This window comes from Jeotgalicoccus nanhaiensis (assembly GCF_015235105.1).
Classification (GTDB): domain Bacteria; phylum Bacillota; class Bacilli; order Staphylococcales; family Salinicoccaceae; genus Jeotgalicoccus; species Jeotgalicoccus nanhaiensis.
The window spans coordinates 185,585-210,571 of sequence record NZ_JADGLW010000002.1 but is presented as its reverse complement, the minus strand read 5'-3'; the positions used below and the strand labels follow the sequence as shown (position 1 = coordinate 210,571).

The 24,987-nt window shown below is 41.5% G+C and carries 27 protein-coding genes; 4 read left to right on the top strand and 23 right to left on the bottom strand.

Annotated elements, in window-relative coordinates; translation table 11 throughout:
• Nucleotides 1-4: 4 nt before the first annotated feature.
• Entirely contained in the window at nt 5-622 is a 618-nt protein-coding gene (locus tag IR135_RS03250; RefSeq protein WP_135096683.1) for a helix-turn-helix transcriptional regulator, read from the bottom strand.
• A gap of 300 nt (nt 623-922) precedes the next feature.
• Here IR135_RS03250 and IR135_RS03245 point away from each other — a divergent pair, with 300 nt between their 5' ends.
• Nucleotides 923-2,299 (top strand): glycine--tRNA ligase, encoded by a 1,377-nt coding sequence (locus IR135_RS03245; RefSeq protein ID WP_135096681.1) that lies wholly within the window; start codon nt 923-925, stop codon nt 2,297-2,299.
• Between the two features lie 68 nt (nt 2,300-2,367).
• Nucleotides 2,368-2,973 carry an SCO family protein gene (locus IR135_RS03240; protein ID WP_135096679.1) on the top strand — a complete coding sequence of 202 codons (606 nt, stop codon included), beginning with the start codon at nt 2,368-2,370 and terminating at the stop codon, nt 2,971-2,973.
• A 372-nt stretch (nt 2,974-3,345) separates the two neighbouring features.
• Here IR135_RS03240 and recO read toward each other — a convergent pair whose 3' ends face one another.
• From recO to lepA, 19 genes are all read right to left on the bottom strand, one after another.
• A complete protein-coding gene (recO, locus tag IR135_RS03235; RefSeq protein WP_135096677.1) occupies nt 3,346-4,089 on the bottom strand; it encodes a DNA repair protein RecO in 744 nt (247 codons plus the stop codon).
• Nucleotides 4,090-4,103: 14 nt separating this feature from the next.
• Complete coding sequence (gene era, locus IR135_RS03230; protein ID WP_135096675.1) at nt 4,104-5,012, bottom strand: GTPase Era; 909 nt, start codon at nt 5,010-5,012, stop codon at nt 4,104-4,106.
• On the bottom strand, nt 5,012-5,419 hold the full coding sequence (gene cdd / locus IR135_RS03225) for a cytidine deaminase (protein WP_135096673.1): 408 nt from the start codon (nt 5,417-5,419) through the stop codon (nt 5,012-5,014). The genes era and cdd overlap by 1 nt, the downstream gene beginning before the upstream one ends.
• Before the next feature lie 15 nt (nt 5,420-5,434).
• The gene (locus tag IR135_RS03220; RefSeq protein ID WP_135096671.1) at nt 5,435-5,776 is read right to left on the bottom strand and encodes a diacylglycerol kinase family protein; all 342 of its coding nucleotides are present in this window, start codon (nt 5,774-5,776) and stop codon (nt 5,435-5,437) included.
• Nucleotides 5,772-6,233: an rRNA maturation RNase YbeY gene (gene ybeY / locus IR135_RS03215; RefSeq protein ID WP_115884404.1), complete on the bottom strand. Its 462-nt coding sequence runs from the start codon at nt 6,231-6,233 to the stop codon at nt 5,772-5,774. Before ybeY ends, IR135_RS03220 begins: the two co-directional genes overlap by 5 nt.
• A complete protein-coding gene (locus IR135_RS03210; RefSeq protein WP_135096669.1) occupies nt 6,230-7,183 on the bottom strand; it encodes a PhoH family protein in 954 nt (317 codons plus the stop codon). The genes ybeY and IR135_RS03210 overlap by 4 nt, the downstream gene beginning before the upstream one ends.
• A gap of 476 nt (nt 7,184-7,659) precedes the next feature.
• Complete coding sequence (locus IR135_RS03205; RefSeq protein ID WP_135096667.1) at nt 7,660-8,373, bottom strand: hypothetical protein; 714 nt, start codon at nt 8,371-8,373, stop codon at nt 7,660-7,662.
• Nucleotides 8,374-8,386: 13 nt separating this feature from the next.
• Nucleotides 8,387-9,394 carry a flotillin-like protein FloA gene (floA, locus tag IR135_RS03200; protein WP_115884407.1) on the bottom strand — a complete coding sequence of 336 codons (1,008 nt, stop codon included), beginning with the start codon at nt 9,392-9,394 and terminating at the stop codon, nt 8,387-8,389.
• A gap of 18 nt (nt 9,395-9,412) precedes the next feature.
• Complete coding sequence (locus IR135_RS03195) at nt 9,413-10,096, bottom strand: NfeD family protein (RefSeq protein ID WP_135096665.1); 684 nt, start codon at nt 10,094-10,096, stop codon at nt 9,413-9,415.
• A gap of 125 nt (nt 10,097-10,221) precedes the next feature.
• On the bottom strand, nt 10,222-10,398 hold the full coding sequence (gene rpsU / locus IR135_RS03190; protein ID WP_026858185.1) for a 30S ribosomal protein S21: 177 nt from the start codon (nt 10,396-10,398) through the stop codon (nt 10,222-10,224).
• A 101-nt stretch (nt 10,399-10,499) separates the two neighbouring features.
• On the bottom strand, nt 10,500-11,171 hold the full coding sequence (gene deoC, locus IR135_RS03185) for a deoxyribose-phosphate aldolase (RefSeq protein ID WP_209307405.1): 672 nt from the start codon (nt 11,169-11,171) through the stop codon (nt 10,500-10,502).
• A 46-nt stretch (nt 11,172-11,217) separates the two neighbouring features.
• The gene (locus tag IR135_RS03180) at nt 11,218-11,934 is read right to left on the bottom strand and encodes an RsmE family RNA methyltransferase (protein ID WP_135096661.1); all 717 of its coding nucleotides are present in this window, start codon (nt 11,932-11,934) and stop codon (nt 11,218-11,220) included.
• Nucleotides 11,934-12,869, bottom strand: a complete 936-nt coding sequence (gene prmA / locus IR135_RS03175) for a 50S ribosomal protein L11 methyltransferase (RefSeq protein ID WP_135096659.1) — start codon at nt 12,867-12,869, stop codon at nt 11,934-11,936. Before prmA ends, IR135_RS03180 begins: the two co-directional genes overlap by 1 nt.
• A gap of 3 nt (nt 12,870-12,872) precedes the next feature.
• The gene (gene dnaJ, locus IR135_RS03170) at nt 12,873-13,997 is read right to left on the bottom strand and encodes a molecular chaperone DnaJ (RefSeq protein WP_135096657.1); all 1,125 of its coding nucleotides are present in this window, start codon (nt 13,995-13,997) and stop codon (nt 12,873-12,875) included.
• An 84-nt stretch (nt 13,998-14,081) separates the two neighbouring features.
• Nucleotides 14,082-15,920 carry a molecular chaperone DnaK gene (dnaK, locus tag IR135_RS03165; protein WP_135096655.1) on the bottom strand — a complete coding sequence of 613 codons (1,839 nt, stop codon included), beginning with the start codon at nt 15,918-15,920 and terminating at the stop codon, nt 14,082-14,084.
• A 27-nt stretch (nt 15,921-15,947) separates the two neighbouring features.
• The gene (gene grpE, locus IR135_RS03160) at nt 15,948-16,559 is read right to left on the bottom strand and encodes a nucleotide exchange factor GrpE (protein WP_135096653.1); all 612 of its coding nucleotides are present in this window, start codon (nt 16,557-16,559) and stop codon (nt 15,948-15,950) included.
• A gap of 3 nt (nt 16,560-16,562) precedes the next feature.
• Nucleotides 16,563-17,531 carry a heat-inducible transcriptional repressor HrcA gene (gene hrcA, locus IR135_RS03155; RefSeq protein WP_135096651.1) on the bottom strand — a complete coding sequence of 323 codons (969 nt, stop codon included), beginning with the start codon at nt 17,529-17,531 and terminating at the stop codon, nt 16,563-16,565.
• 93 nt (nt 17,532-17,624) lie between these two features.
• A complete protein-coding gene (gene hemW / locus IR135_RS03150) occupies nt 17,625-18,737 on the bottom strand; it encodes a radical SAM family heme chaperone HemW (RefSeq protein ID WP_135096649.1) in 1,113 nt (370 codons plus the stop codon).
• Between the two features lie 54 nt (nt 18,738-18,791).
• A complete protein-coding gene (gene lepA / locus IR135_RS03145; RefSeq protein WP_135096647.1) occupies nt 18,792-20,615 on the bottom strand; it encodes a translation elongation factor 4 in 1,824 nt (607 codons plus the stop codon).
• Nucleotides 20,616-20,776: 161 nt separating this feature from the next.
• Between lepA and rpsT the strand changes: the two genes are divergently transcribed.
• Nucleotides 20,777-21,022 carry a 30S ribosomal protein S20 gene (gene rpsT, locus IR135_RS03140; RefSeq protein ID WP_115884418.1) on the top strand — a complete coding sequence of 82 codons (246 nt, stop codon included), beginning with the start codon at nt 20,777-20,779 and terminating at the stop codon, nt 21,020-21,022.
• 48 nt (nt 21,023-21,070) lie between these two features.
• Here the strand turns inward: rpsT and holA are convergent, their stop codons facing one another.
• Complete coding sequence (gene holA, locus IR135_RS03135; protein ID WP_135096646.1) at nt 21,071-22,033, bottom strand: DNA polymerase III subunit delta; 963 nt, start codon at nt 22,031-22,033, stop codon at nt 21,071-21,073.
• Nucleotides 22,034-22,122: 89 nt separating this feature from the next.
• Between holA and IR135_RS03130 the strand changes: the two genes are divergently transcribed.
• Nucleotides 22,123-22,257: a YqzM family protein gene (locus tag IR135_RS03130; protein WP_135096644.1), complete on the top strand. Its 135-nt coding sequence runs from the start codon at nt 22,123-22,125 to the stop codon at nt 22,255-22,257.
• A 9-nt stretch (nt 22,258-22,266) separates the two neighbouring features.
• Here IR135_RS03130 and IR135_RS03125 read toward each other — a convergent pair whose 3' ends face one another.
• Both IR135_RS03125 and IR135_RS03120 read right to left on the bottom strand, forming a co-directional pair.
• The gene (locus IR135_RS03125) at nt 22,267-24,522 is read right to left on the bottom strand and encodes a DNA internalization-related competence protein ComEC/Rec2 (RefSeq protein WP_135096642.1); all 2,256 of its coding nucleotides are present in this window, start codon (nt 24,520-24,522) and stop codon (nt 22,267-22,269) included.
• Nucleotides 24,519-24,980, bottom strand: coding sequence for a ComE operon protein 2 (locus IR135_RS03120; RefSeq protein WP_135096640.1), 462 nt, complete (start codon nt 24,978-24,980; stop codon nt 24,519-24,521). The genes IR135_RS03125 and IR135_RS03120 overlap by 4 nt, the downstream gene beginning before the upstream one ends.
• Between the last annotated feature and the right edge of the window lie 7 nt (nt 24,981-24,987).

The following is a 24,987-nucleotide window of genomic DNA, read 5'->3' as shown; positions in this document are numbered from 1 at the left end:
TTATTCACTCCATTAAATTTACAAATACTTTTGTAATATTGGTTTTTGTAATTCTGCCTATCACTTCAATTCTGCCGTTAACTTCTTTAACAACGGGCAGAGAATCAATCTGTCTGTCGATAATTTGTTTGGCCACATATAAAAGAAGATCATCCGGATAACACATCGTAATGTTGGGTCTCCGGGTCATCACTGCACTGACCGGCGTGTTTTCTGTATCTTTGAAACTCATCGTCCCTTTTAACAGATCTTTTCTTGAAATAACACCGGCAAGCGATTGTTCATCATCGATCACGTACAGCGTGCCCACATCTTCCAGGAACATTTTGACGATGGCATCATAAATACTGGTTCCGGTCGTAATTAAAATCGGCAGACTCTGAACATCGCGGACTAATATATTATTTACTTTAAGCGCGATAACATCATTCGTTTCTTTGCCGGTATAAAAATATCCGACACGGGGTCTTGCATCGAGAAATCCGGACATCGTCAATATAGCCAGATCCGGACGTAAAGTTGCACGGGTCAGGGAGAGCTGTGCTGCAATTTTACTGCCCGTAATCGGCCCGTGCTGTTTAACTATGCTTAATATTTTTTCTTGGCGTTCATTCAGTTCCACGTTCTCACTCCCAACATATAATATTATATAATATTTGCCGGGATAAAGAAATATCATCGTACTTGCATTCATTCTGTTCTGATTATATAATAGCCGTAAGCGAGTTAAGGACGGTGTGAGCTTAACAATTTAAATGGCGCAATCATTAACTGACAAAAACAATTAATTTTATATATAAAAGCGAGTTTTCTTACTAAATTGGGTGGAACCGCGGGCAACGCTCGTCCCTGGATAGCATATTTCTGCTGTCCAGGGACTTTTTATATATAAATTAATAATAAAAAAGGAGCTGCATTAATAATGAACATGGACACAATTGTAAACCTGGCAAAAACAAGAGGTTTTGTTTTTCCGGGCAGTGAAATTTACGGCGGTCTTGCCAACACTTGGGATTACGGTCCGCTTGGTATTGAGCTGAAGAACAACGTTAAAGCGGCATGGTGGAAAAAATTCATCCAGGAGTCACCTTACAACGTGGGACTTGATGCTGCAATCTTAATGAACCCGAAAACCTGGGAAGCTTCAGGTCACTTAAATAACTTTAACGACCCGATGATCGACTGCAAACAGTGTAAGTCGCGTCACCGTGCCGACAAACTGATTGAAGATGTTATGCAGAAAGAAGATGACACTTTCGTTGCGGACGGTTTATCATTTGAAGCAATGAAAGAAATCATCGATGATAAAAACATCGACTGCCCGACTTGCGGCGCTCACGACTATACTGATATCCGTCAGTTCAACTTAATGTTTAAAACATTCCAGGGTGTAACAGAAGGTTCGACTAACGAATTATTCCTTCGTCCTGAAACTGCACAGGGTATTTTTGTTAACTACAAAAATGTTCAGCGCACAATGCGTAAAAAACTGCCATTTGGTATCGGCCAGATCGGTAAATCATTCCGCAACGAAATTACACCGGGTAACTTTACGTTCAGAACACGTGAATTCGACCAGATGGAACTCGAGTTCTTCTGTAAACCGGGAACTGAAATGGAATGGCAGAGCTACTGGAAAGATTTCGCTGTTAACTGGCTGAAAGATTTAAACTTAAGCGAAGAAAGAACGCGTCTTAGAGAGCATGATGAAGATGAATTATCACACTACTCCAACGCAACAACTGATATTGAGTATAAATTCCCATTCGGCTGGGGTGAACTCTGGGGTATTGCGAGCCGTACAGATTATGATCTCCGCCAGCACATGGAACATTCGAACGAAGATTTCAGATATCACGACCCTGAAACTAACGAGAAATATATTCCATACTGCATTGAGCCGTCACTCGGTCTTGACCGTATGACGCTTGCCTTCCTTACAGATGCTTATGATGAAGAAGAACTTGAATCAGGCGACTCACGCACAGTATTGCGTCTGCACCCTGCTCTTGCACCGTTTAAAGCGGCAGTCCTGCCTTTATCGAAAAAATTAAGCGCTGATGCTATGGAAGTCTACAGTCTTCTGGCAGCAGACTTTAATATTGAATTTGACGAGTCGCAGTCAATCGGTAAACGCTACCGCCGTCAGGATGAAATCGGTACGCCGTACTGTATTACATTCGACTTTGACTCAGCTGAAGATAAAAAAGTAACTGTAAGAGACCGCGATACGATGGAGCAGTCGCGTATTGCAATTGACGAACTTCACGATTTCCTGTCATCAAGAATCAAGTTTTAACTGATGCGGTGCCTCAATTTATTGGGGCACCCTTTTATACATATATTAAATTTTAAAGGAGAATCCTTATGTTCAGAACTACTCTGCTGCTTTCACTGGTGCTGATACTTGCTGCATGCGGCAGCGATGAAGTTGAGCCGATGTCCTACTATGGCAATACGCTCGAGGATTTTGAAGCTGTGAACCAGAATAATGAAACATTTACTTCTGAAGATATGGACGGGAAAATCTGGCTCGCCAACCTTATTTTTACCGAGTGCGTCACAGTGTGCCCGCCGATGACACAAAATATGACCGAACTGACACAGGAACTTGCTGAAGAAAATATTGAAGATGTCGGCATCATCAGTTTTTCCGTAGACCCTGACACGGATACACCGGAAGTGCTGAGCGAATATATGAGCTGGTATAATCCTGCTGACAATATCGAGTGGCAGCTGCTTACAGGATATGACTTTGAATACCTGCGGGATTATGCCCTTAACAATTTCAAATCGATTGTAAAACTGCCTCAGGACGGCTCCAATCAGGTATTACACGGGACAGCAATATATTTAGTCGATGAAACCGGCAAGCTGATTAAAGACTACACGGGCGTTGATGCAGGAGATAATACATTTGAGACAGAAGAAATTGTCGAAGATGTTAAAACGTTGACTGGTAATTTAGATTAATAGTTTATTTTAAAAAAGCACTTGATTTTCAAGTGCTTTTTATTTTGCGTATACATGAGACCTCGTCATGACTATGCAAGTTGCTATTCGTATACATGAGACCTCGTCATGACTACGCAAATTGCTATTCATATACATGAGACCTCGTCATGACTACGCAAATTGCTATTCATATACATGAGACCTCGTCATGACTACGCAAATTGCTATTCGTATACATGAGACCTCGTCATGACTACGCAAATTGCTATTCATATACATGAGACCTCGTCATGACTACGCAAGTTGTTATTCATATACATGAGTCTCTTTCATAACTACTGAAAAAGAAATACGTATACATGAGTCAATCTCATGTATACGTATTTATCTTTACTGCGGATCTATTAATTTCCTGCTTCTGAAATATACACCGCTGTATTCATCGTACAGCATTTCTATAAACTTAAGCAGCTGTCTGCCGATGTCTTTAGATATTTGAATGCTTTTAACATCATCGAGTTTCACCGATTTCAAATACAGGGCAAAATACAACACTCTATTGCTGACAGGTATGGCGCGTTCCAGCGTTTCTTCGGTCAGACAGTCATGACAGATAACATTGTGATATTTAAAAGAATAGTGGCTGTATTTTTTATAATCACTTCTGCCGCATACTGCACAGCTGTCTAAATTCAGCTGGCCGCCGTAGGCAGGCAGCATTTTTATCAGCACAAGAGACGTTACTCCAAAGCTTTCATTGTCGTCATCCAGCAGTTTGAACCCTTTTTTCAGCAGCCTGTAAAAACCGGGTTCTGCTCTGTCGTCTTCCAGCGCTCTCGTAATTACTTCCAGTATATAACTTGCGTGTGTATATAGATCAAAATTACCGTTCACATTCTTATACCGCTCGGTCACATCGACATCGTTCAGTGTGCCCATGCCCTTAAAGCGGTTATAGGTAAAGAGCGCTTCAAGGTAGCCCTGCCGCAGCGTAATAAACTGATTCTTAGGTTTGTTAAAGCCCCGTGCCATCAGCGGAACCTGTTCTCCGCTTTCAGTCAGTATAGTAATAATCCGGCTGGACTCGCTGTAGCTTGTCTGCCGGATCATCATACCAGTCTGTTGATAGATCATTATCTCACCCAGTTTTAATATTCTTCGTCTTTATACCCGAGAGATCTTATAAAGGTCGGTTTATTGCGCCAATCTTTCTGTACTTTTACCCAAAGCTCGAGATACACTTTGCTGCCGAGCAGATTTTCGATATCCATACGCGCTTCGCGTCCGATTTCTTTCAGCATCTTGCCGCCTTTACCGATAACCATTCCTTTTTGCGACTCGCGTTCAACGTAAATGAGCGCTTCGACTTTTACTTTGCCGCCTTCATCGTCGCCTTTCATTTTCAACACTTCAACCCCAATTGCGTGAGGCAGTTCCTGGCTCAGCTTATGCAGAGCCTTTTCACGAATCAGTTCGCTCACGATAAAATGCTCGGGATGGTCAGTGATCCGGTCTTCCGGATAATACATCGGTCCTTCAGGAAGATGCGATTCGATAACCGACAAGAGACGGTCAATATTATTGCCCTGCAGCGCTGAAATCGGCACAACATCACTGAAGTCCAGCTTGTCTTTGTAGACCTCAATCTGTTTGATTAAATCATCCGGATGAATTAAATCGATTTTATTTAGCACTAAGATAATCGGTGTCTTCGTGTTTTTAAGCATATCGATAATAAATTCATCGCCGCGTCCGATTTCTTCAGCAGCGTTAATTATAAACAGGATAACTTCTGTTTCACGAAGTGTATTCCGCGCGACTTTCATCATATGCTCCCCGAGCTGGTGTTTCGGCTTGTGTATCCCCGGTGTATCGATAAAAATCATCTGGGCATTGTCTTTCGTATATACCCCTTGTATTTTATTTCTTGTTGTCTGCGGTTTATCCGACATAATTGCGACCTTCTGACCAAGAACCTTGTTCATAAATGTAGATTTACCTACATTCGGCCGTCCAATGATGCTGACGAAACCTGATTTAAAACCGTTAAAATCCATTAATCCATATCCTTCCCGCTAAAACCGAGCGGCAGCAGATCATCTACCGTCCGTTTTATTACTTCACCGGATTTGCTCGTTAAGTAAACCGGCATCTCATCATGGCATAATTCTTTCATTACCTGCCTGCAGACACCGCAAGGGCTCGCAGGTTCAGGTGCGTCTGTAACGATTACAATCGCTTTGAACTTTCTCTTATTATTAGCATATGCGCTGACAAGCGCAGTGCGTTCTGCACAGATCGAGGCAGGATACGCAGCATTTTCAATATTCGCTCCATAAATGTACTCATCATCTTCAGTAATCAAAAGAGCACCTACGTTAAACTCAGAATAAGGTGTGTATGCCCGCGATTGCGCTTTTTGCACTTCAGCCAGCCATTCTTCTTTAAATAATCCGTCATTCATCTGACGTCCTCCTTATTAATAAAAATACGGTATGAGGATAACCATACCGACGATTACAGCATATACACTGGCAAGCAGCACTGCCGCTGCTGCAATATCTTTCGCATAGCGGGCAAGTATATGGTAATCGCCGGTAACTAAATCCACCGTGTATTCAATTGCACTGTTTATTGTTTCTGTAATCAATACTAAAAAAACAGCAGTTATTATAAACAGCCATTCCACTGCAGTGATATTGACTGCAGCACAAATACAAATGGCCGCAGCTGCAAAAATCAGATGCAGTAAAAACTTTCTATCCTTTTTAAACAGCTGAAAAAGTCCCTGGAGAGGATGCTTAAACCGGTCCGGATTAATCGCGTGTCACACCGAATGCATTTAGTATTTCTTCTTGTTTACCGTTCATTACAGCTTCGTCATCGCTCTCCATATGATCGTAGCCTAAAAGGTGCAGGAACCCGTGTAGTGCGAGGAAAAGAAGTTCACGGCGATAGCTGTGACCGTAATCTTCCGCTTGTTCTTTTGCACGGTCTGTACTGATTACAATATCTCCGAGAGTACGAGGCGCCTCGGCATGAATAATATTCATGTCATCTTCCTCAAGAGCAAAAGAAATTACATCTGTTACGCTGTCTTTATCCCGGTAATCCCTGTTGATATTTTGAATTTCTTCATTTGAAACGAAAGAAACAGATACTTCTGCATCGCCTTCTTCTTCAAGATGGCCGTAGGCGAAGGTTAACAATTCCGATACTTCTTTAAGCTCAGCATCATTGACAAAATTATCATCGTTAATAAAATCTATATTAATCATAGCTGTGTATCCTTTTCATACGCAAGAATTATTTTAGAAACAAGCGGATGTCTGACAACATCTGTTTCATCCATGCGTTTAATAGCGATTCCTTTAATATTCTCAAGCCGTTTTACAGATTCAACCAGCCCGCTTTTCGTGGAGCCCGGCAGATCAATCTGTGTTTCATCGCCGGTAACAATCATCTTCGAGCCGAAACCGAGACGGGTTAAAAACATTTTCATCTGCATTTCAGTCGTGTTCTGCGCTTCATCGAGAATAACAAAAGCTTCATTCAGCGTACGTCCACGCATATAGGCGAGCGGAGCAACTTCTATTACGCCGCGCTCAATTAAGCGGTCAGTCGTTTCGACACCGAGAACTGCGTGAAGACCATCGTACAGCGGTCTCAGATAAGGATCCACTTTTTCTTTTAAATCACCCGGCAGAAACCCGAGATTCTCGCCTGCTTCTACTGCAGGACGCGTCAGCACGATGCGCTTAACCTGGTTTTCACGAAGCATCTGGCAGGCAATTACAACAGCTAAAAAAGTTTTCCCTGTACCTGCGGGCCCGATACCGAAAGTTAAGTCATGCTTTCTTATACTGTCGACATACTGGCGCTGTCCTGTTGTTTTAGCTTTAATGCTTTTACCTTTAACATCTTTAGCAATTTCCTCGTTATAAAGATCTTGTAAATATTCGATGGTATCATTCTTCGCCATCATCGCAGCAGACTGTACATCTCTTAAAGAAATCGACATACCCCGCTGGATTATTTTTAATAAATGAAGCAGCACATCTTCAGCGAGTTCGACATTCTCTTCATCATCGCCGCTGACAGTAATTTCATTGCCGAGCGTATGAATTTTAACATCGAATTCCTCCTCCAGGTAGGTGATGTGTGCATCATTTGCACCTATTAAAGCCTGAGCTTCGTCAAGGCTGTCTATATTAATAATATTAGGCATTTACAAACCCCTTTATAATAAACTTGTCTATTTAAATTTACCACTATCAATAGCGGACTGCAATTATTTCAGACACATATGAGTGACGGGAGCTGGGATACATATGAAACTCTGTCATGCCAATCCTAGAGCGCTTGGACACACATGAAATCCTGTCATACTAACCCAAAAGAGCCCGGGTACATATGAAATCCTGTCATATCAACCCCAGAGCGCTGGGATACACATGAAACTCTGTCATGCCAACCCCAGAGCGCTTGGATACATATGAAACTCTATCATGCCAACCCCAAAGATCCCGGATACACATGAAAACCTGTCATACCAATCCCAGAGCGCCCGGATACGCATGACACCCAATCATGCCAACCCGCAGTCTCAAAATACAAAACAGTTCCTGCCGCCAAGAAAATCAGCTGTAAAAATTAAAAACCGGACGGGGAATCCCCATCCGGTCAGCGCTGTGTTTATAATCATCAGCCAAGCTTCTTGTTCGTTTTCTGTTTAGATTTCGGTTTTCCGAGAATCTCCGACATAATAATACCGTTAACAAATGATTTTGAATCAAAGGATAGATCATCAGATGTTATTGAAGTATCGGAGGCACTCTGCCTGCCGCGTTTATGCATCTGAGTGGCGTCATCATCATATGAATAGCGTACTTCATCTGCAATATCACGTCCGAGGCCTGCTGTTTTTTCAGCACGCTTGTCGTAACCTTTAGTATACACACTTTCTTTTGCTTCCGAAGCACGTTTTGCATGCTTCGAACGGTCTGTAATACGTTTTTCAATGTCAGAAATATTCTGCGATGAATTCGCGCGTTCGCGCGCGGTCTGAATTGTTTCTCGCACCGGCCGTTCTGAAGCCTGTCTTTCCGGACGACTGTTTGGAGCCGTTTCGCGGCTTCTGGACGGTTCTCTCGGCGAGGGTTTAGATTCTGTGCGTGTCTGTTGTTCCGAGTTGTTGAATTCTTCATCAAATGCCTCTTGCAGCGTCTGGAAGAATCCTTTTTGTTCATTTGTTGTCGTCTCACGGTCAGGCTGCCTGCTGCGCGGCGCAGTGTTTTGTCTTCTATCCAGTTTAGAAGTATCAATATTGCGGTCGCCTTCTTTGTCTTTGTTGTTTTTACTGCCGATGATTGAAGAGACTATACCGAGGACGATAATTAGTAGTGGAATAAGTTCCATACTATATCACACCCTATTCTTCTTCGTTAAATTGTGTAGGGTTTGTCATTTTATTTATTGAATCTCTCATGCTGGTATCTGCTTCAACATTCTTCAGATCGTAATAATCAGTTGCTGAAATATTTCCGTCTTCTAATGCTTTAGCAAATGCAAGAGGTACTCTGGATTCTGCTTCTACTACTTTCGCTCTCATTTCCTGTACGCGGGCTTTCATTTCCTGTTCCTGCGCTACAGCCATTGCACGGCGTTCTTCCGCTTTAGCTTGTGCAATATTTTTATCTGCAACAGCCTGTTCAGTCTGAAGATCCGCACCAATGTTTTTACCGATATCCACATCCGCAATATCGATTGAAAGAATTTCAAATGCAGTACCTGCATCTAAACCTTTCGATAAAACAGTTTGTGAAATACGTTCCGGATTTTCCAGCACTTCCGCGTGCTTGTTGGAAGAACCGATAGTTGAGATTACCCCTTCACCGACACGGGCGATGATTGTTTCTTCACCGGCACCACCGACAAGGCGTTCGATGTTTGCTCTCACTGTAATTCTTGCCTTAGCTTTAACTTCGATACCATCAACAGCAACACCTGCGATGAATGGTGTTTCGATAACTTTCGGGTTTACACTCATCTGTACTGCTTCAAGCACGTCACGGCCTGCAAGGTCGATTGCAGCACAGCGTTCAAATGTTAAGTTAATATCCGCACGCTGAGCAGCGATTAAGGCGTCGACAACGCGGTCGACGTTACCGCCGGCTAAAAAGTGAGATTCAAGCTGATTCGTCGACAGCTGAATACCCGCTTTGTGCGCTTTAATCATCGGCTCGATAACACGTTTAGGCTTAACACGTCTTAAACGCATACCCACCAATGTAAAGATTCCTACTTTAACACCTGCAGCAACTGCTGAAATCCATAAACCGATTGGAACAAATGACAGGATAAATGCAGCAACGATAATAATTACTACGAAAATCAGTAAAGTTACGAGTGCACCGCCTGTAATAAATGCTAAATTCATTCTCCACTCTCCTTGTTTTTAATCTTCCGTTGGTCTGACAACAATTCTCGTACCTTCCACAAAAATAATTTTAACCTTTACATCACTCGGAATATACGATCCTTCGGCAACAGCATCGATTCTTTCATCACCGAGGCGGATTGTCCCGGAGGGTCTTAAAACCGTATGTGTCACCGCGATTTCACCGACTAAATGCGAGCGGTCATCAAATGATGTATATCCCGATTCCTTGTCCGTTGCATCATTTAAAATCAAACGATTCAGGAAAGGAATTTTACGTTTCTTATGTTTCACAAATATCACCCACTCTATTATCACCATAACTAAAATTACGGCTAAGAAAATACTGTATAGAACTGCATTGCCGCTGACTGTTAATATACTTACTCCAAATACGATAATTCCGATAAGCCCGAGCAGTGTTCCAATAACAAAAAATTCAATTAGAATAAGAAAACCGCTGAGCAGAATCAGGATTAATGTCAGCATATTGCCGCCGCCAGTAAGAAGGTGACCCGAGAAAAAGATAAATATCGACAGAACAGCAAGAATGCCGATAATATTCACTCTCTGCGAGAAGAGCTGATACACCACACCAAGGAAGAATATTGATAATAATAGAAATGCAACAACGGGTGAAGTTACAACATCTATATAAAATTGAATTGAGTCTTTAATCATATATAAATACGAACCGCCCATGTACATCCCTCCTGATTCCGATTATACATTAACTGCGGGTAAATGAGAAATGGAGATACAAAAAAACAGCGTACAAAATGTACGCTGTTTTTATAATATATCACTTATCAGAGGGAAGAGTGATATTACTTGAACTTACGCTTACGCGCAGCTTCAGATTTCTTCTTGCGTTTTACGCTTGGTTTTTCGTAAAACTCTCTTTTACGTGCTTCTTGAATCGTACCGTTTTTAGATACTGTACGTTTGAAACGACGAAGAGCATCTTCAATTGGTTCGTTTTGCTTAACAACTGTTTTTGACATTTGTTTTCCCTCCCTCCGATAATGCAAAAGGCTAATTCACATAGACTATACTATGTACTTTAATATTATAATATACTACATTTGTTTCAGTCAACTGTAATTTAATAATCGCTCTCTGAAACTTCTCCATTAACAATTGCGATTCCGCTTGAAGCGCCGATTCTTGTAGCTCCGACTTCAATCATCTTTTTGGCATCCTCATAAGAGCGTACGCCGCCGCTTGCTTTAACGCCCATGTCTTCGCCTACTGTCAGGCGCATAAGCGCAACAGCTTCCACACTGGCTCCGCCGCCATTAAAGCCGGTAGATGTTTTAACGAAATCCGCACCTGCTTCTTGTGCTAATCTTGAAGCAGTCACAACCTCATCTTCTGTAAGCAGTGACGATTCAATAATAACTTTAACAAGCGCTTCTTTATTAGCAGCATCTACGACGCTTTTAATGTCTTCTTTTACGTAATCGAGATTGCCTGCTTTAAGCTGGCCGATATTAATTACCATATCCACTTCATCTGCACCGTTTGAAATAGCATCTTTAGTTTCAAATGCTTTAACTTCTGATGTAGTTGCACCGTGAGGAAAACCGATTACTGTGCATACTTTAACTTCGCTCTCAGCAAGCTTTTCTGCGGCAGTTTTAACCCAAGACGGCTGGATGCAGACGCTGAAGAAACCATGTTCATGCGCCTCGTCACACAGTACTGAAATCTCTTTATCAGTAACTTCCGGTTTTAATAATGTATGGTCGATATACTTTGCTGCGTTCATTTTAATGACACTCCCAATAATTTATATTCCTCGTAATGATACCACAAACGAGTTATTCATAGTAGCTTCCAATTACAGAAAGTGCATAGAGCGGCGCTGTTTCCGCTCTTAAAATTCTGCGCCCGAGTGCGATATTCTCATAAGTTTTAAAAATATCAGCTTCTGTTTCGGTAAAACCGCCTTCGGGCCCAAAAACAACAGCAATCGTCTTTACACTGGTGCGCGTGAGAATATCTTTTATTGAACTGCCGGTAAGATTGTTATCCTCATAAGCAAATAAAACAAGATCATATTGCGTGAAATCAATAGTTTTCAGTGCTCCAGCAAATGAAATGCTCGGTATTTTAGTGCGTCTGCTTTGTTCAGAAGCTTCTCTCGCAATCTTTTCATAGCGCAAAAGCCTGCTCTTTTCTTTTTTAGCATCCAGTTTAACGACGCTGCGTTCAGCTTTATACAAGATAAAGTCATGAACCCCGAGCTCGGTCGACTTCTGAATCACAAGATCCATCTTGTCTCCCTTTAAGAAGGGTGAATACAGTGTAATATCTACCGGAAGCTCAACTTCATTCTCTATTTTTTCTATCGCTTCATATGATACCGGTTCAAGATCAGTCAGTCGGACGAGATAAGCATTGCCCTCCCCGTCGACTACATTAAACTTATCTCCGGCTTTGGCGCGCATTACATTTCTAATATGATGCACATGCTCATCGTCCATAACACACGTTTCATTAAGCGAGACTGTTCCTTTGATAAAATACCGCTGCATTATGCCACCTTCAGAGCCGATATTGCGACCCAGCCTTCTTCTTCAAGAACATCAGTAATTGAGAAACCTGCCTGTTTCATATGCGCGATAATATCATCTCGTTTTTCAACGATAATGCCAGACGCAATAAAACGTCCGTTATTATTCAGCAGTTTGTAAGCATCATCAATCATATCATCTATAATATGAGCAAGAATATTTGCTACGATAACATCATAATTTTCGGTTTCATCTTTTAACAGATCGGCAGGCATGACCGCAATGTCTTTACCGCAGTCATTTAAAGCAAAGTTCTCTTTTGAAACCTGCAGTGACAATTCATCAATATCAGTTGCTTTAATATCTCTCGCGCCGAGTAAATAAGCACCAATTGATAAAATCCCGGAACCCGTGCCGACATCGATTACTTTATCGTCGGGTTTAATTATATCTTCCAGAAAAGTCAGGCACAGACTCGTCGTGGCATGATCGCCAGTACCGAATGCCATGCCGGGGTCAATTTTGATCACCTTGTCACTATCGGCAATGTCGACGTCAGCATACTCCCACGAAGGAACGATTAAGAAGTTTCTGCCGACTTTAAAATTATGAAAATATTTCTTCCACTCATTTTCCCAGTCCATCTCATCTATAATGCCGGTATTAATTTCAATTTCTTCTTTTTCTGCTAAAGGAGTTTCTTCGATAAATTTTTTGATTTTATCCAGCTGCTCATCGATATTATATGTTTCATCAAAATAAACGAGTATACGTATGTCGCTGTCCGGATAGTCTTTCGGATTCAGCCGGAATTTCTCATCAAAATCCTCAGTTTTAGCTTTTAATATATCAACGGAATGTTCGATTGAAACACCTTTTGCGATTGTATTTAAGAATATTGAAAACTGTTCTTCGTTCTCTTCTTTAGTGCTGATACTGACTTCATGCCATTTCATAGTTTACTCACCTTTAAAGAATCGTTTTGTTTTATCAAAAATATTTTCCTGCTGCTCGCTGATAGTCTCACCGTTTATATCTGCAAGTTTCTTAAATACTTCCCGTTCCTGTTCAGACAGTCGTGTAGGCGTAACAACAGTCACTGTTACATACTGGTCGCCGTAGCCGAAGCCCTGGACGTTTTTCACACCTTTTTCTTTCAGTCTGAAGCGTCTTCCGGACTGCGTGCCGGCAGGTATGGTCAGCATGACTGACGAATTGATTGTCGGAACTTTCAATTCATCACCGAGAGCGGCCTGGGCGAATGAAATTTTAAGCTCATAATGGATATCATCGCCGTCACGAGTAAATTTAGCATCCTGCTTAACTCTGAATACGATATACAGATCTCCTGCAGGTCCGCCGTTAATACCAGGTTCACCTTGACCCGACAGACGTATCTGCTGCCCGTTGTCAATACCTTCAGGCACTTTCACTTCGATATCAACATTTTTCTGAACTGTGCCGTGACCTTTACACTTATCACACGGGTGTTCGATTTCCTGGCCTGTCCCTCCGCATGTAGGACATGTGCGCTGTGTCTGTACACGGCCGAATGGTGTATTTTGTTCTACTGAGACGTTACCTGCACCTGAACATGTTTTACATGTAGATTTTGACGTGCCGGGGTTAGTACCTTCACCGTCACAGACGTCGCAGACTACATCTTTTTTAATCGTGACTGTTTTAGTCGCGCCGAAGACAGCCTCATCAAAAGTAACCGTCATCGTATACTGGAGATCGTCACCTTTTCTAGGAGCATTCGGATCTCTCTGGCCGCCACCGCCGAAAAACGAACTGAAGATATCTTCAAAACCGCCAAAGCCGCCGGCACCGCCGAATCCTCCACCGCCGCCGAAGCCGCCCTGGGAATTCATACCCTCATGTCCGAAACGGTCGTACTGCGCACGCTTATTGTCGTCAGACAGCACTTCATACGCTTCAGCTACTTCTTTAAATTTTTCATCAGACCCGTCTTTCATGTCCGGGTGATATTTCTTTGATAATTTACGATATGCTTTCTTTATTTCATCTTGTGTTGCGTTTTTATCTAAACCGAGTATTTCATAAAAGTCTCTTTTAGCCACAATTTTTCCCTCCAACAGTCAATATAATACCATTTAAAAAAGTCAAAGCCAATGCGTTTGGCTTTGACTTAAGTGTTGAAGATTTTATTTTTTATCTTCTTCGTCATCTACTTCTTTATAATCCGCATCGATTACATCGTCATCAGCATTATCTGCTTCTGCACCTGCATCCGCTGCGCCTTGCTGCTCTTCGGCCATTTGTTCATAAAGTTTAGTTGTAACTCCTTGAACTGCCTGCTCAAGCGCTTCTTTTTTCGCTTTGATTTCATCTAAGTCAGTACCTTCAAGAGCTGTTTTCAGTTCTTCTTTAGCACTGTCGATTTGTTCTTTTTCTGATGCTTCAACTTTGTCGCCGAGATCTTCGACAGCTTTGTCAGCAGAGAAGATTAACTGGTCAGCTTCGTTACGGAGCTCAGCTTCTTCTTTTTTCGCTTTGTCAGCATCGGCATTTTCTTCAGCTTCCTTAACCATTCTGTCGATATCATCATCAGTCAGGTTAGAGCTTGATTCGATAGTAATCTTCTGTTCTTTGCCTGTACCTTTATCAGTAGCAGTAACGTTTACAATACCGTTTTTGTCGATGTCAAAAGTAACTTCGATTTGCGGTACACCTTTTGGTGCTGGCGGCAGATCCGTTAACTGGAAGCGTCCTAAAGTTTTGTTGTCGCTTGCCATCGGTCTTTCACCTTGTACAACGTGAATGTCTACTGCCGGCTGGTTATCAGCTGCCGTAGAGAACACTTGTGACTTGCTTGTAGGAATTGTCGTATTTCTTTCGATAAGAACTGTAGATACATTCCCCATCGTTTCAATACCTAGTGATAATGGTGTAACGTCTAGAAGAACTACGTCCTGAACATCACCTGTGAGCACACCGCCCTGAACTGCTGCACCCATCGCTACTACTTCGTCAGGGTTCACACTGCGGTTAGGTTCTTTGCCTAGTTCTTTCGTAATTGCATCCTGAACTGCAGGAATACGAGTTGAACCGCCGACTAAAATAATTTCATCAATGTCAGATTTGCTGACACCAGCATCTTTAAGCGCCTGGCGTACAGGTCCCATAGTTCTTTCAACAAGTCCGTGAGTCAGTTCTTCGAACTTCGCACGTGACAGAGTAGTTTCAAGATGCAATGGTCCTGCTTCACCCGCTGAGATGAATGGTAATGAGATTTGTGTAGATGATACACCTGATAAATCTTTTTTAGCTTTTTCAGCTGCATCTTTCAGACGCTGCATTGCCATTTTGTCTTTGGATAAGTCAATGCCGTTTTCAGCTTTGAAAGTGTCGACCAGGAAATCGATAACTAAATCATCAAAGTCGTCACCGCCGAGACGGTTGTCACCTGCAGTTGCAAGTACATCGAATACGCCGTCGCCAAGTTCCAAAATAGAAACGTCAAACGTACCGCCGCCAAGGTCAAATACTAAAATGTTTTCTTCTTTATCCTGTTTATCGAGACCGTATGCAAGAGCTGCTGCAGTCGGCTCGTTAATAATACGTTCCACTTCAAGTCCTGCAATGCGGCCAGCGTCTTTTGTCGCCTGGCGTTCTGAGTCATTGAAGTATGCCGGAACTGTAACGACAGCTTTCGTTACTTTTTCGCCTAAATAGCTTTCAGCAGTTTCTTTTAAGTTTTGTAAAATCATCGCTGAAATTTCCTGCGGTGTATATTCTTTATCTTCTACTTTTTCAACATGGTCTGTACCCATATGTCTTTTAACTGACATAATCGTGTTCGGGTTTGTAATTGCCTGGCGTTTAGCTACTTCGCCGACCTGGCGCTCACCGTTTTTAAAAGATACTACAGAAGGCGTTGTACGGTTACCTTCAGCATTTTGAATTACTTTAGGTTCTCCGCCTTCTAAAATTGATACTACTGAGTTAGTTGTTCCTAAGTCTATACCGATTACTTTACTCATTTATATATTCCTCCAATTAATTTAATATTATTCGCTTACTTTGACCATTGTCGGTCTGATGACACGGTCTTTTAATATATAACCTTTTTGGAATTCTTCAATCACAATATCACTCTCTGTATCAGACTCTTCGGTCATCACTGCCTGATGGAAGTTCGGATCGAATGGCTGGTTTAGAGCCTCAATTGCTTTAATCTCATGTTTTTCAAGTGTTTCAACAAGATTGTTGTACACCATTTCAACCCCTTTGTGGAGAGCGTTGAAACTTTCATCTGTTCCTTTAATAGCGAGCGCACGTTCCAGGTTATCGATTACCGGCAGCAAGTCTTCTGCAAACTTCTGATCTTTGTACTTATTGTTCAGTTCAGTTTCCTGGCGGTTGCGGCGTTTAAAGTTTTCAAACTCAGCATAGAGTTTCAAATACTTGTTCTCGCTTTCCTCAAGCTGCTCTTTCATAGAAAGAAGTTCGTCTTCTGCTGATGGTTCAGAGTTTTCTTCAGAAGTTTCCTCTGCTGATATTTCTTTTGCAGTATCCTCTGTTTTTGTGTTCTCTGTTTCAGTTTCTTCCTGCTTCTTTGTTTCTTCAGCAGCAGTTTCAGCAGTTTCGTCAACTTTTTCTTTTTCTTCTTCGTTAGTCAATGCCTACACTCCTTTTTTAAATGAGTGGAGTAATTTAATAACATGTTTGTAGCCCATCAGTTCCGGGCCGACAACAATTAAATTACCACTCAGTCCAGCGTGGTCAAAATTAGTTGTAATGACTGAAAGTGATTTATAACTTTCATCCAGTTCATCACCGAAGTAAATATTCACATCGTTTGATGCAAGCTGCTCAACAGATTTATACAGCGCTTCCGATTCGATATCGCCGTATAAATGCTCGAGCGTTTCTACTTCGTTTCTCATGTCCTGCAGTAAATAATTAAAACCCGCATGACCAATCGTTCGTTTCTGCACTTCAACTGATGCCATAATCTGTGCAGTCACCTGGTCGTACAGATCTTTTATACCCGGCGGGACGTAAGGATTGTTCTTTAAGATGACACGGGTGTCGCCAAGGTTTTTATCGAGCAGCAGCTCGTTAAAAATATTGCTCAGTTTCTGGAAATCATCAATCGTTACATCACGGCTCGTTTTAACAGGCATCTGCCTGACTGTTCCGCTGTTTAATACGATAATAGCAATGCTTGCAGTATCGGTGAGCGGAGTTATATAAAGACCTTTAACAGTTTCATTATCCGCTGTGAGCGACACCTGAGTTAAATACTTCGTCCTGTCGCTGATTGTCAGTGCAAGTTCATCGGTTAAATTCTCCAGATTGTCCGTGTCAGAAAAAAGCTCAAAGGACTTTGCCGGTGATTGTTCAATATTCAGTTTAAGTTCTTCGATGTAGAATTTCAGTGCTTTTCTCGACGGCACACGTCCGGATGACGTATGCGTCTTAATTAAAAAGCCTTCTTTTTCAAGTGCAACCATTTCATTTCTGATCGTCGCGCTTGAAACATCGAAATTATATTTGTCCAGTAAATATTTAGAACTGATAGGTGTCATTACATTTAAGAAATCATCTACGATAAATGTAAGAATGATTTCCTGCCTTTCTGTCAGCAAAGAATCACCTCTTTAGCACTCTTTCGTCCCAAGTGCTAATTCTAATTTATCAAATAGGTCAAAGAATGTCAACAATTAAACCCGCTTTCTTTTTTACAGTAAAAATTCTGCGAAAACATCGTTGCCAATCATACGTCCCGCTTCGGTTAAGGATATATAACCGCTTCGTCTGTCCAGCAGTTTGCGTTCTAATAGATTCTCAAGTACTTTGCCGTATACCGCATCGACTGGGAGGCCGTATTTTTCTTTAAAGCGGGCTTCCGAGACACCCTTGTTCAAACGCAGTCCCAAAAACATTTCCTCTTCAAACTTATCATTTTGAGTCAGTTTTAACTGTTCTTTAATGACAGAACCGTGCTCGTTCATATTATTAATATAATGATTCACCGGTTTTATATTGTAGTATCTGGATTCCCCTGTGTAGCCGTGACTGCCGGCGCCGGCACCGATATAGGGCTCGTTCAGCCAGTAAGTTTTATTATGCATCGACTCGAATTCACTCTTTGAAAAGTTCGATATTTCATACTGAGGATAGCCGAGTGCATCAAGACCTCCGATGACTTTATCGTACTTCTCACCTTCTTCAAGACTTCCTGCAATACTCATCTTTCCCTGGTTAATCTTGTTGTAGAAAACAGTATGGGGCTCGATAATCAGCGAGTACCATGAAATATGTTTCGGCTTCAGCTCGCTGATATATTTCAGGCTCATATCTATATCATCAAACGTTTCTCCCGGGAGATTATACATCAGATCGAGCGAGTAATTTGTCAGACCGATTTTCTCCAAGTGATTAATACTGTTAAAGATATCATCGAAATTATGAGTCCTGCCGAGAACTTTTAAGAGATCGTTATTAAATGTCTGCACGCCTAAGCTTACCCGGTTCACTCCGTAGTTATGCAGGACATCGAGTTTTTCTGATGTCAGTTCGTCGGGATTCGCCTCAAAAGTAAATTCATCCGTTACAGTAAAATGATCAGTCATAAATTTTAAGAGACGGTCAAGCTGGCTGACAGTCAGCGCAGTCGGTGTCCCGCCGCCGACGTATATCGTTTTAAGCGTCTGTTTCTCGTAAGAACCGAGCTCGCTGATGAGTGCCGTAATATATTCATCTACCGGCTGGTTTTTAATCAGCACCTTATTGAAGTCGCAATAAGTGCAGATTCGGTTGCAGAATGGGATATGGACATACATGCTATCCATTAAATTCCTCCTAAAATTAGAGGAGAAATCAAATGATTTCTCCTCTTGGTGTTGTTAATCTTCATCCATTTTTAAGACGGCGAGGAAAGCTTCCTGCGGTATTTCAACGTTCCCTACCGCTTTCATCTTCTTCTTACCTTCTTTTTGTTTCTCTAATAATTTCTTCTTACGCGATATATCTCCGCCGTAACATTTCGACAGTACGTTTTTACCCATCGATTTAATGTTTGTTCTCGACACAATTTTTTGTCCGATTGCTGCCTGAATAGGTACTTCGAACTGCTGTCTCGGGATGATATTTTTCAGTTTTTCAACGATTGCTTTGCCGCGCTCATAAGCAAAATCCCTGTGCACGATAAAACTCAGTGCATCCACTTTTTCTGCGTTCAAGAGAATATCCATCTTCACCAGTTTCGATTCCTTGTAGCCGATAAAGTCGTAATCTAAGGATGCGTAACCTTTTGTGTGAGATTTAAGCTGATCGAAGAAATCGAAGACAATTTCCGATAAAGGAATTTCATAGATGATATTCACACGCACATCATCGAGGTAATCCATCGTTAAAAAGTTGCCGCGTTTTTTCTGGCACAATTCCATAACAGCACCGACGTAATCGTTCGGCACCATAATCTGCGCTTTAACGTAAGGTTCCTGGATGCGTTCAGTCTTTTGCGGATCCGGCATCTGCGCCGGGTTGTCAACACTGACCGTTGTGCCGTCGGTTAACTCGACGCTGTATATAACAGAAGGTGCTGTCGCAATCAGATCAATCCCGAATTCTCTTTCGATACGCTCCTGGACAATTTCCATATGAAGCAGTCCGAGGAAACCTGTACGGAAACCGAAACCTAATGCCTGGGATGTCTCCGGTTCATACTGCAGCGAAGAGTCATTCAGTTCAAGCTTTTCAAGTGCTTCGCGCAAATCGTTATATTTTGAAGAGTCGATCGGATACATTCCGCAGAAAACCATCGGATTCATTTTCTTATAACCCTGCAGCGGTTCTGACGCCGGATTTTCCGCTCCGGTAATCGTATCTCCGACCATAGAATCGCCGACTTTCTTAATCGATGCTGATATATAACCTACATCTCCTACTGTCAGTTCATCTACAGCGAGCTGTTTCGGCGTGTTGATGCCGACTTCGTTCACTTCAAAATCCTTGCCGGAAGACATCATGCGGATTTTGTCGCCCGCCTTAACAGTGCCGTCAACAATTCTAATCGACGAAATAACACCGCGGTACGGATCAAAGACAGAGTCAAAAATCAGAGCTTTCAGGGGTGCTTCCGGATCACCATCCGGTGCAGGAACGTCTTTTACTATACGTTCGAGAATTTCTTCGATACCGATATTTGCTTTTGCAGAAGCATAAATTGAATCTTCCGCGGGAAGTCCTACTACATCTTCTATTTCTGCTGCGACTCTGTCCGGATCTGCAGCAGGCAAATCAATTTTATTAACGACCGGAATCAATTCCAAATCATTGTCTAGGGCAAGGTAAACGTTTGCCAGCGTCTGAGCTTCAATACCCTGGGCTGCATCGACAACTAGAATTGCCCCTTCACAGGCTGCAAGCGAGCGCGATACTTCATAAGTGAAGTCGACGTGCCCCGGTGTATCAATCAGGTGGAAGGTATACTCTTCCCCGTCTTCAGCTGTGTACTTTAAACGGACAGCATTCAGCTTTATCGTAATACCGCGTTCTCTTTCAAGATCCATCGAATCTAAAAGCTGCGCTTTCATATCGCGGCCTTCTACCGAGCGCGTGTTTTCCAGTAACCTATCAGCCAAAGATGACTTGCCGTGATCTATATGAGCAATGATAGAGAAGTTCCTTATATTTTCCTGCCTTTTCAAACGTTCCATATTGTTCATTTAAAATCCAACTCTCTTCATGTTTACAATGTTATAATTATATCAATGCAGAGCACTAACTTCAATTCATTTCGGATTGATTATTGCATAATAAGCTTATATTTGATAAAATATCTGTTGTTGCAATAAAAGTTGTACAACTTTATGTCGGAGGTGACATTATGCCTAATATTAAATCATCGATTAAACGTGTTAGAACTAACGAATCTGCTCAGAATCTTAATATTGCTCAGAAAAACGCTATGCGTACAGCAGTTAAACAAGCTGAAGCTGCTAAGAGTGAAAATGCTGAGAATCAAGCTGAGTTAGTTTCTAAAGCTGTCAAACTTGTTGACAAAGCTTCTAAACGCAATCAAATTCATGCTAACAAAGCAAGCCGTCTTAAATCAAAATTAATGGCTAACTAATAAAAAAACCTTCTTTATGAAGGTTTTTTTATTTTTGTCTTTTTAGCTTTATATTTCCAGTATAAATAACTCAAACAGTGCATTCCTGTCCAAATAACTCGATTTAAACTTATAGTCTATATCGCGGCAGACAATCATTTTTTTTAAGAGTGCATCTAGCGGATATTTTCTAGTATGTCTGAGTGCAAGTTTAACACGGTACGGATGGACTTTCAGCGCTCTTGCTATATTATCTTCCTGATACCCTTCCCCGTTTAAAATTTTCACCTGATACAGCAGCCTGAACTGTCCGATAACAAGATGGAGCAGTTTCATAGGTTCTTCCTTTTGCAGAATCAATTCTCTAGCGAGTCTGACAGCTTTCTGTTTTTCATTTTTTAAAATAAAATCCGTGAGCAGAAAAACGTTCTGTTCCAGTGAAACACTGACAACTTCTTCAACATCCTCAGTCGTAATATTCCCTTCTGCATACAGCACCAGTTTCGTCACTTCATTATGTACAGCTTCATATTTATAACTTGTTTTTTCAAGCAGCATATTCAAGGCTTCCGTGGATATCTCGAGACCGTTCTGGTCGAAAACCGAGCGGACATAGTTCGTAAGCTCACTCTCATTCATTTCGTTAATTTCAATCAGTTTGCCGCGCTCAGTGATTAATTTCGTCACCTTTTTTCTTTTATCCAGCTTTTCTGAAAGCACTGTAAATATAATGAGCGTGTCATCACTTTTATTTTTAAGGTAATCAATCAAAAGATCAATATTGTGGCTCACTGAGGTGCCTGATTTCTGAGCGGTAAAAAGAATCGCCTCTTCGACGACAATCACTTTTCTGTCAGCGAGAAAAGGAAGTGTCTGGGCCTCCTCTATAATTTGTTCAACCGGTGTTTCTTTAAAATTAAGTTTTGTATAGTTAAAATCGTCGAGAGCTCCGACATACTCTTTAGCAATACTTTTGATTTTATCTTCTATGCGGATAATATTAGTGCCATACAGAAGTTGCAGCAATTCCATAAATGATGCTCCTTAAAGTTTATAAATCTATTATAGCTTTTTAATTAAATTTAGCCTATACTGTAAGTAAGTGTTTAGGGGGTAATTACATGAATAAGTTTGAGAAAAATGTTCAGTCAAAAAACAATGACGTTATCGATGCTGGTCTTGCTTTTATAGTTGGATTTGTGGCACTTACTGTAATTTATGTTATTCCACAAGTATTCGCTATCGTTGCAGGATAATCGATTTTTTCATTCGGGCCGGCCTTCCGGCTCTTTTTTTGTGTCTTTTTTCAGGCACTGTTCACTGTCCCCAAATTTTGCACGGATACATATTATATCATGATTTATACTAAACTCCACCATTCCCTTATCTTTCGTACTGATAATTCTGCTCGCGGCTAAATTTTCTAGGACACTCGCATGCGGATGTCCGTAACGGTTATTTACCCCCGCTGAAATCAAAGCAATTTCCGGTTCTACAGCATTGATAAATTCCTTCCCGCTCGATGTATCGCTGCCGTGGTGACCTACTTTTAAAATATCACTTTCCAGATTATAGAGAGCTGTGAGTTCTGCTTCGGTCACAAGACCGATATCACCTGTAAACAAAATGCTGAAGCTGTTCAAGTGTGCTTTTAAGACGACGGACTGTTCATTGGAATCAGGGGCAGCACCCGGCACAATCAGGTGATTAAAATGAATATTTCCGACAGAAAAGCTTTCCATATCCCCGCTGTTTCTAATTAGCCCCCGGTGTTCATAACTTACAGTTTTCAGCCAGTCATCGAATTTAACATCTTCTGTATTCATTATTATATTCCCCACATTCTTTTTGCTGAGTATATTCAGAACTTCCCCGCTGTGATCGAGATCCAGATGGCTGATGATAATTACATCGATAAAATCCACACCCTGTTCTTTTAAATAAGGCAGGAGTGTTTTATCGCTTAAATTAATCCGGTTCTCATCATGCTGATATGTCCCGCCCGTATCGAGCAGCACCGTTTTCTTATTTTTGTGATCTCGGATCACAAAAGCATCTCCCTGGCCGACATCGACCATGGTCAGCGTAAAATCCCTGTTTAAATGCTGCTGGCTCAAAAAGAGAACGAACAGAAATACCAAAATACAGCTGATAATTTTTTTGAGTTTGAATGTAAGAACATGCACAGACAGACGATATGTCAGAAACAGCATTATAATAATACTCACATCCGGGAGATTTTTTACCGGAAACCGGTGTTTAAACGCCCCGGCAAGATAATATATACTGTCTTTCATCAAGGTGTAAAGAAAGTGGTACAGCGTATCGATTGCAGGAGGTACATGAAAAAACAAAAGAATGTTATAAATTATCACACTCGGAAAAATTATAAATGAAAACAAGGGCACGAAAAATAAGTTCAATATAAGGCCGCTGATGCTTATTTCATTAAAATTTATAAGAACGATAACCAAAGTCGACAGCTCGCTGATTACTGTAATAAGAATCAGCTGAACTATATTGGCATAGTTCATAAATAAGGGGCGGGCCAGCAGAATAAAATAAGTGGTGACATACGACAGCTGAAAACCGGCATGGTAAATGACATAGGGATTAATTATAAGCTGAATCAGAGCACTTAATGAAATGATGGCAAGATAAGGTTTTTGTTTGAAAAATGAACAGACAAGAAGCAGGACTCCCATAAATACAGCACGGAGCACGCTCGGCGAGAAGAAATTCAAAAATAGAAAGAAGATCAGAGAAATTATAATAATGACTTTAATCATATTTACAGGCAGCCGGAAAAACTTTAGAATCCCGAAGATTACAGCACTTAAAAAAGCGACATGCGTTCCGGAAATGACATACAGATGATAAATCCCGAGCTTCTGCAGTGCATCAAAAAATTCCGGGCTGATATAGTTTTTATTGCCGACAGAAAGTGTCAGTATGTCGAATTTATAATCGTGTAAAGAAGAATCCAGCACTTTTGACATATACTTGTAGCGGATTAAAGAAAATTTTTGCGAGAAAGTCAGACTGCCGGATTCGCATTTTAAAGTAGCTGCATCATTCAAATATATCCTGCCGGAGAGTTCATTAATTCTCAATGTCTGCTGTCCGTCATTTTTAATAAAGTTACGCTGTTCCGCGGGCAGTGATACGGGCAGATTGCCTGTGCAGATGTCCCCTATTCGAAGCGCAGCACTTCCCGCTTCGTCATACATCTCGTAAGTCCTGTCATCACTGGTTACGATGTAATGCAGACTGTCAGTGTAATATTTATAATCTTCTATCACAATATGGGACAGCGTACTCGTAGAGAAATCCGGAGCTTCTCCTGAATAAATAAACGCAGCAGCTGCCGCGCTAAGAGATAAACTGATTTTAAACCACAGACTCCGCCCTTTTAAATAACAGCTGTACAGTAAAATCGCATAAAAAAATAAGCCCGTCAAGGGGCTTATAATTATCGTGCATCCAGTAATAATCGATATCAAAAAATAAAATAAAGTCATGATATTGACTCGAAATACATATTCACTTTTTTACTGTCGAGTTCGACCAGTTCATAGTGTACATTATTTTTATCCAGCAATTCAAGCGCATACGGATGATTTTTATAATCGGCCCGATAATATATATTTTTAATACCTGCCTGAATCAGTGATTTTGTACAATGCACACACGGAAAGTGAGTGACATAGACCGAAGCGCCTTCTGTCGACACACCGAACTTCGAACATTGGAGCAGTCCGTTAATCTCTGCGTGGATAGTTCTGATGCAGTGACCGTCCTCTACGTAGCATCCTTCATCCACACAATGCACCTCGCCGGATACAGAGCCGTTGTAGCCTCCTGCGATAATCCGGTTATCTTTAACGATGGTCGCGCCGACGCTGAGACGTTCACATGTCGACCGGAGCGACAGCAGCATTGCCTGCGCCATAAAATATTCATGCCAGTTGATTCGCATAGTGCCA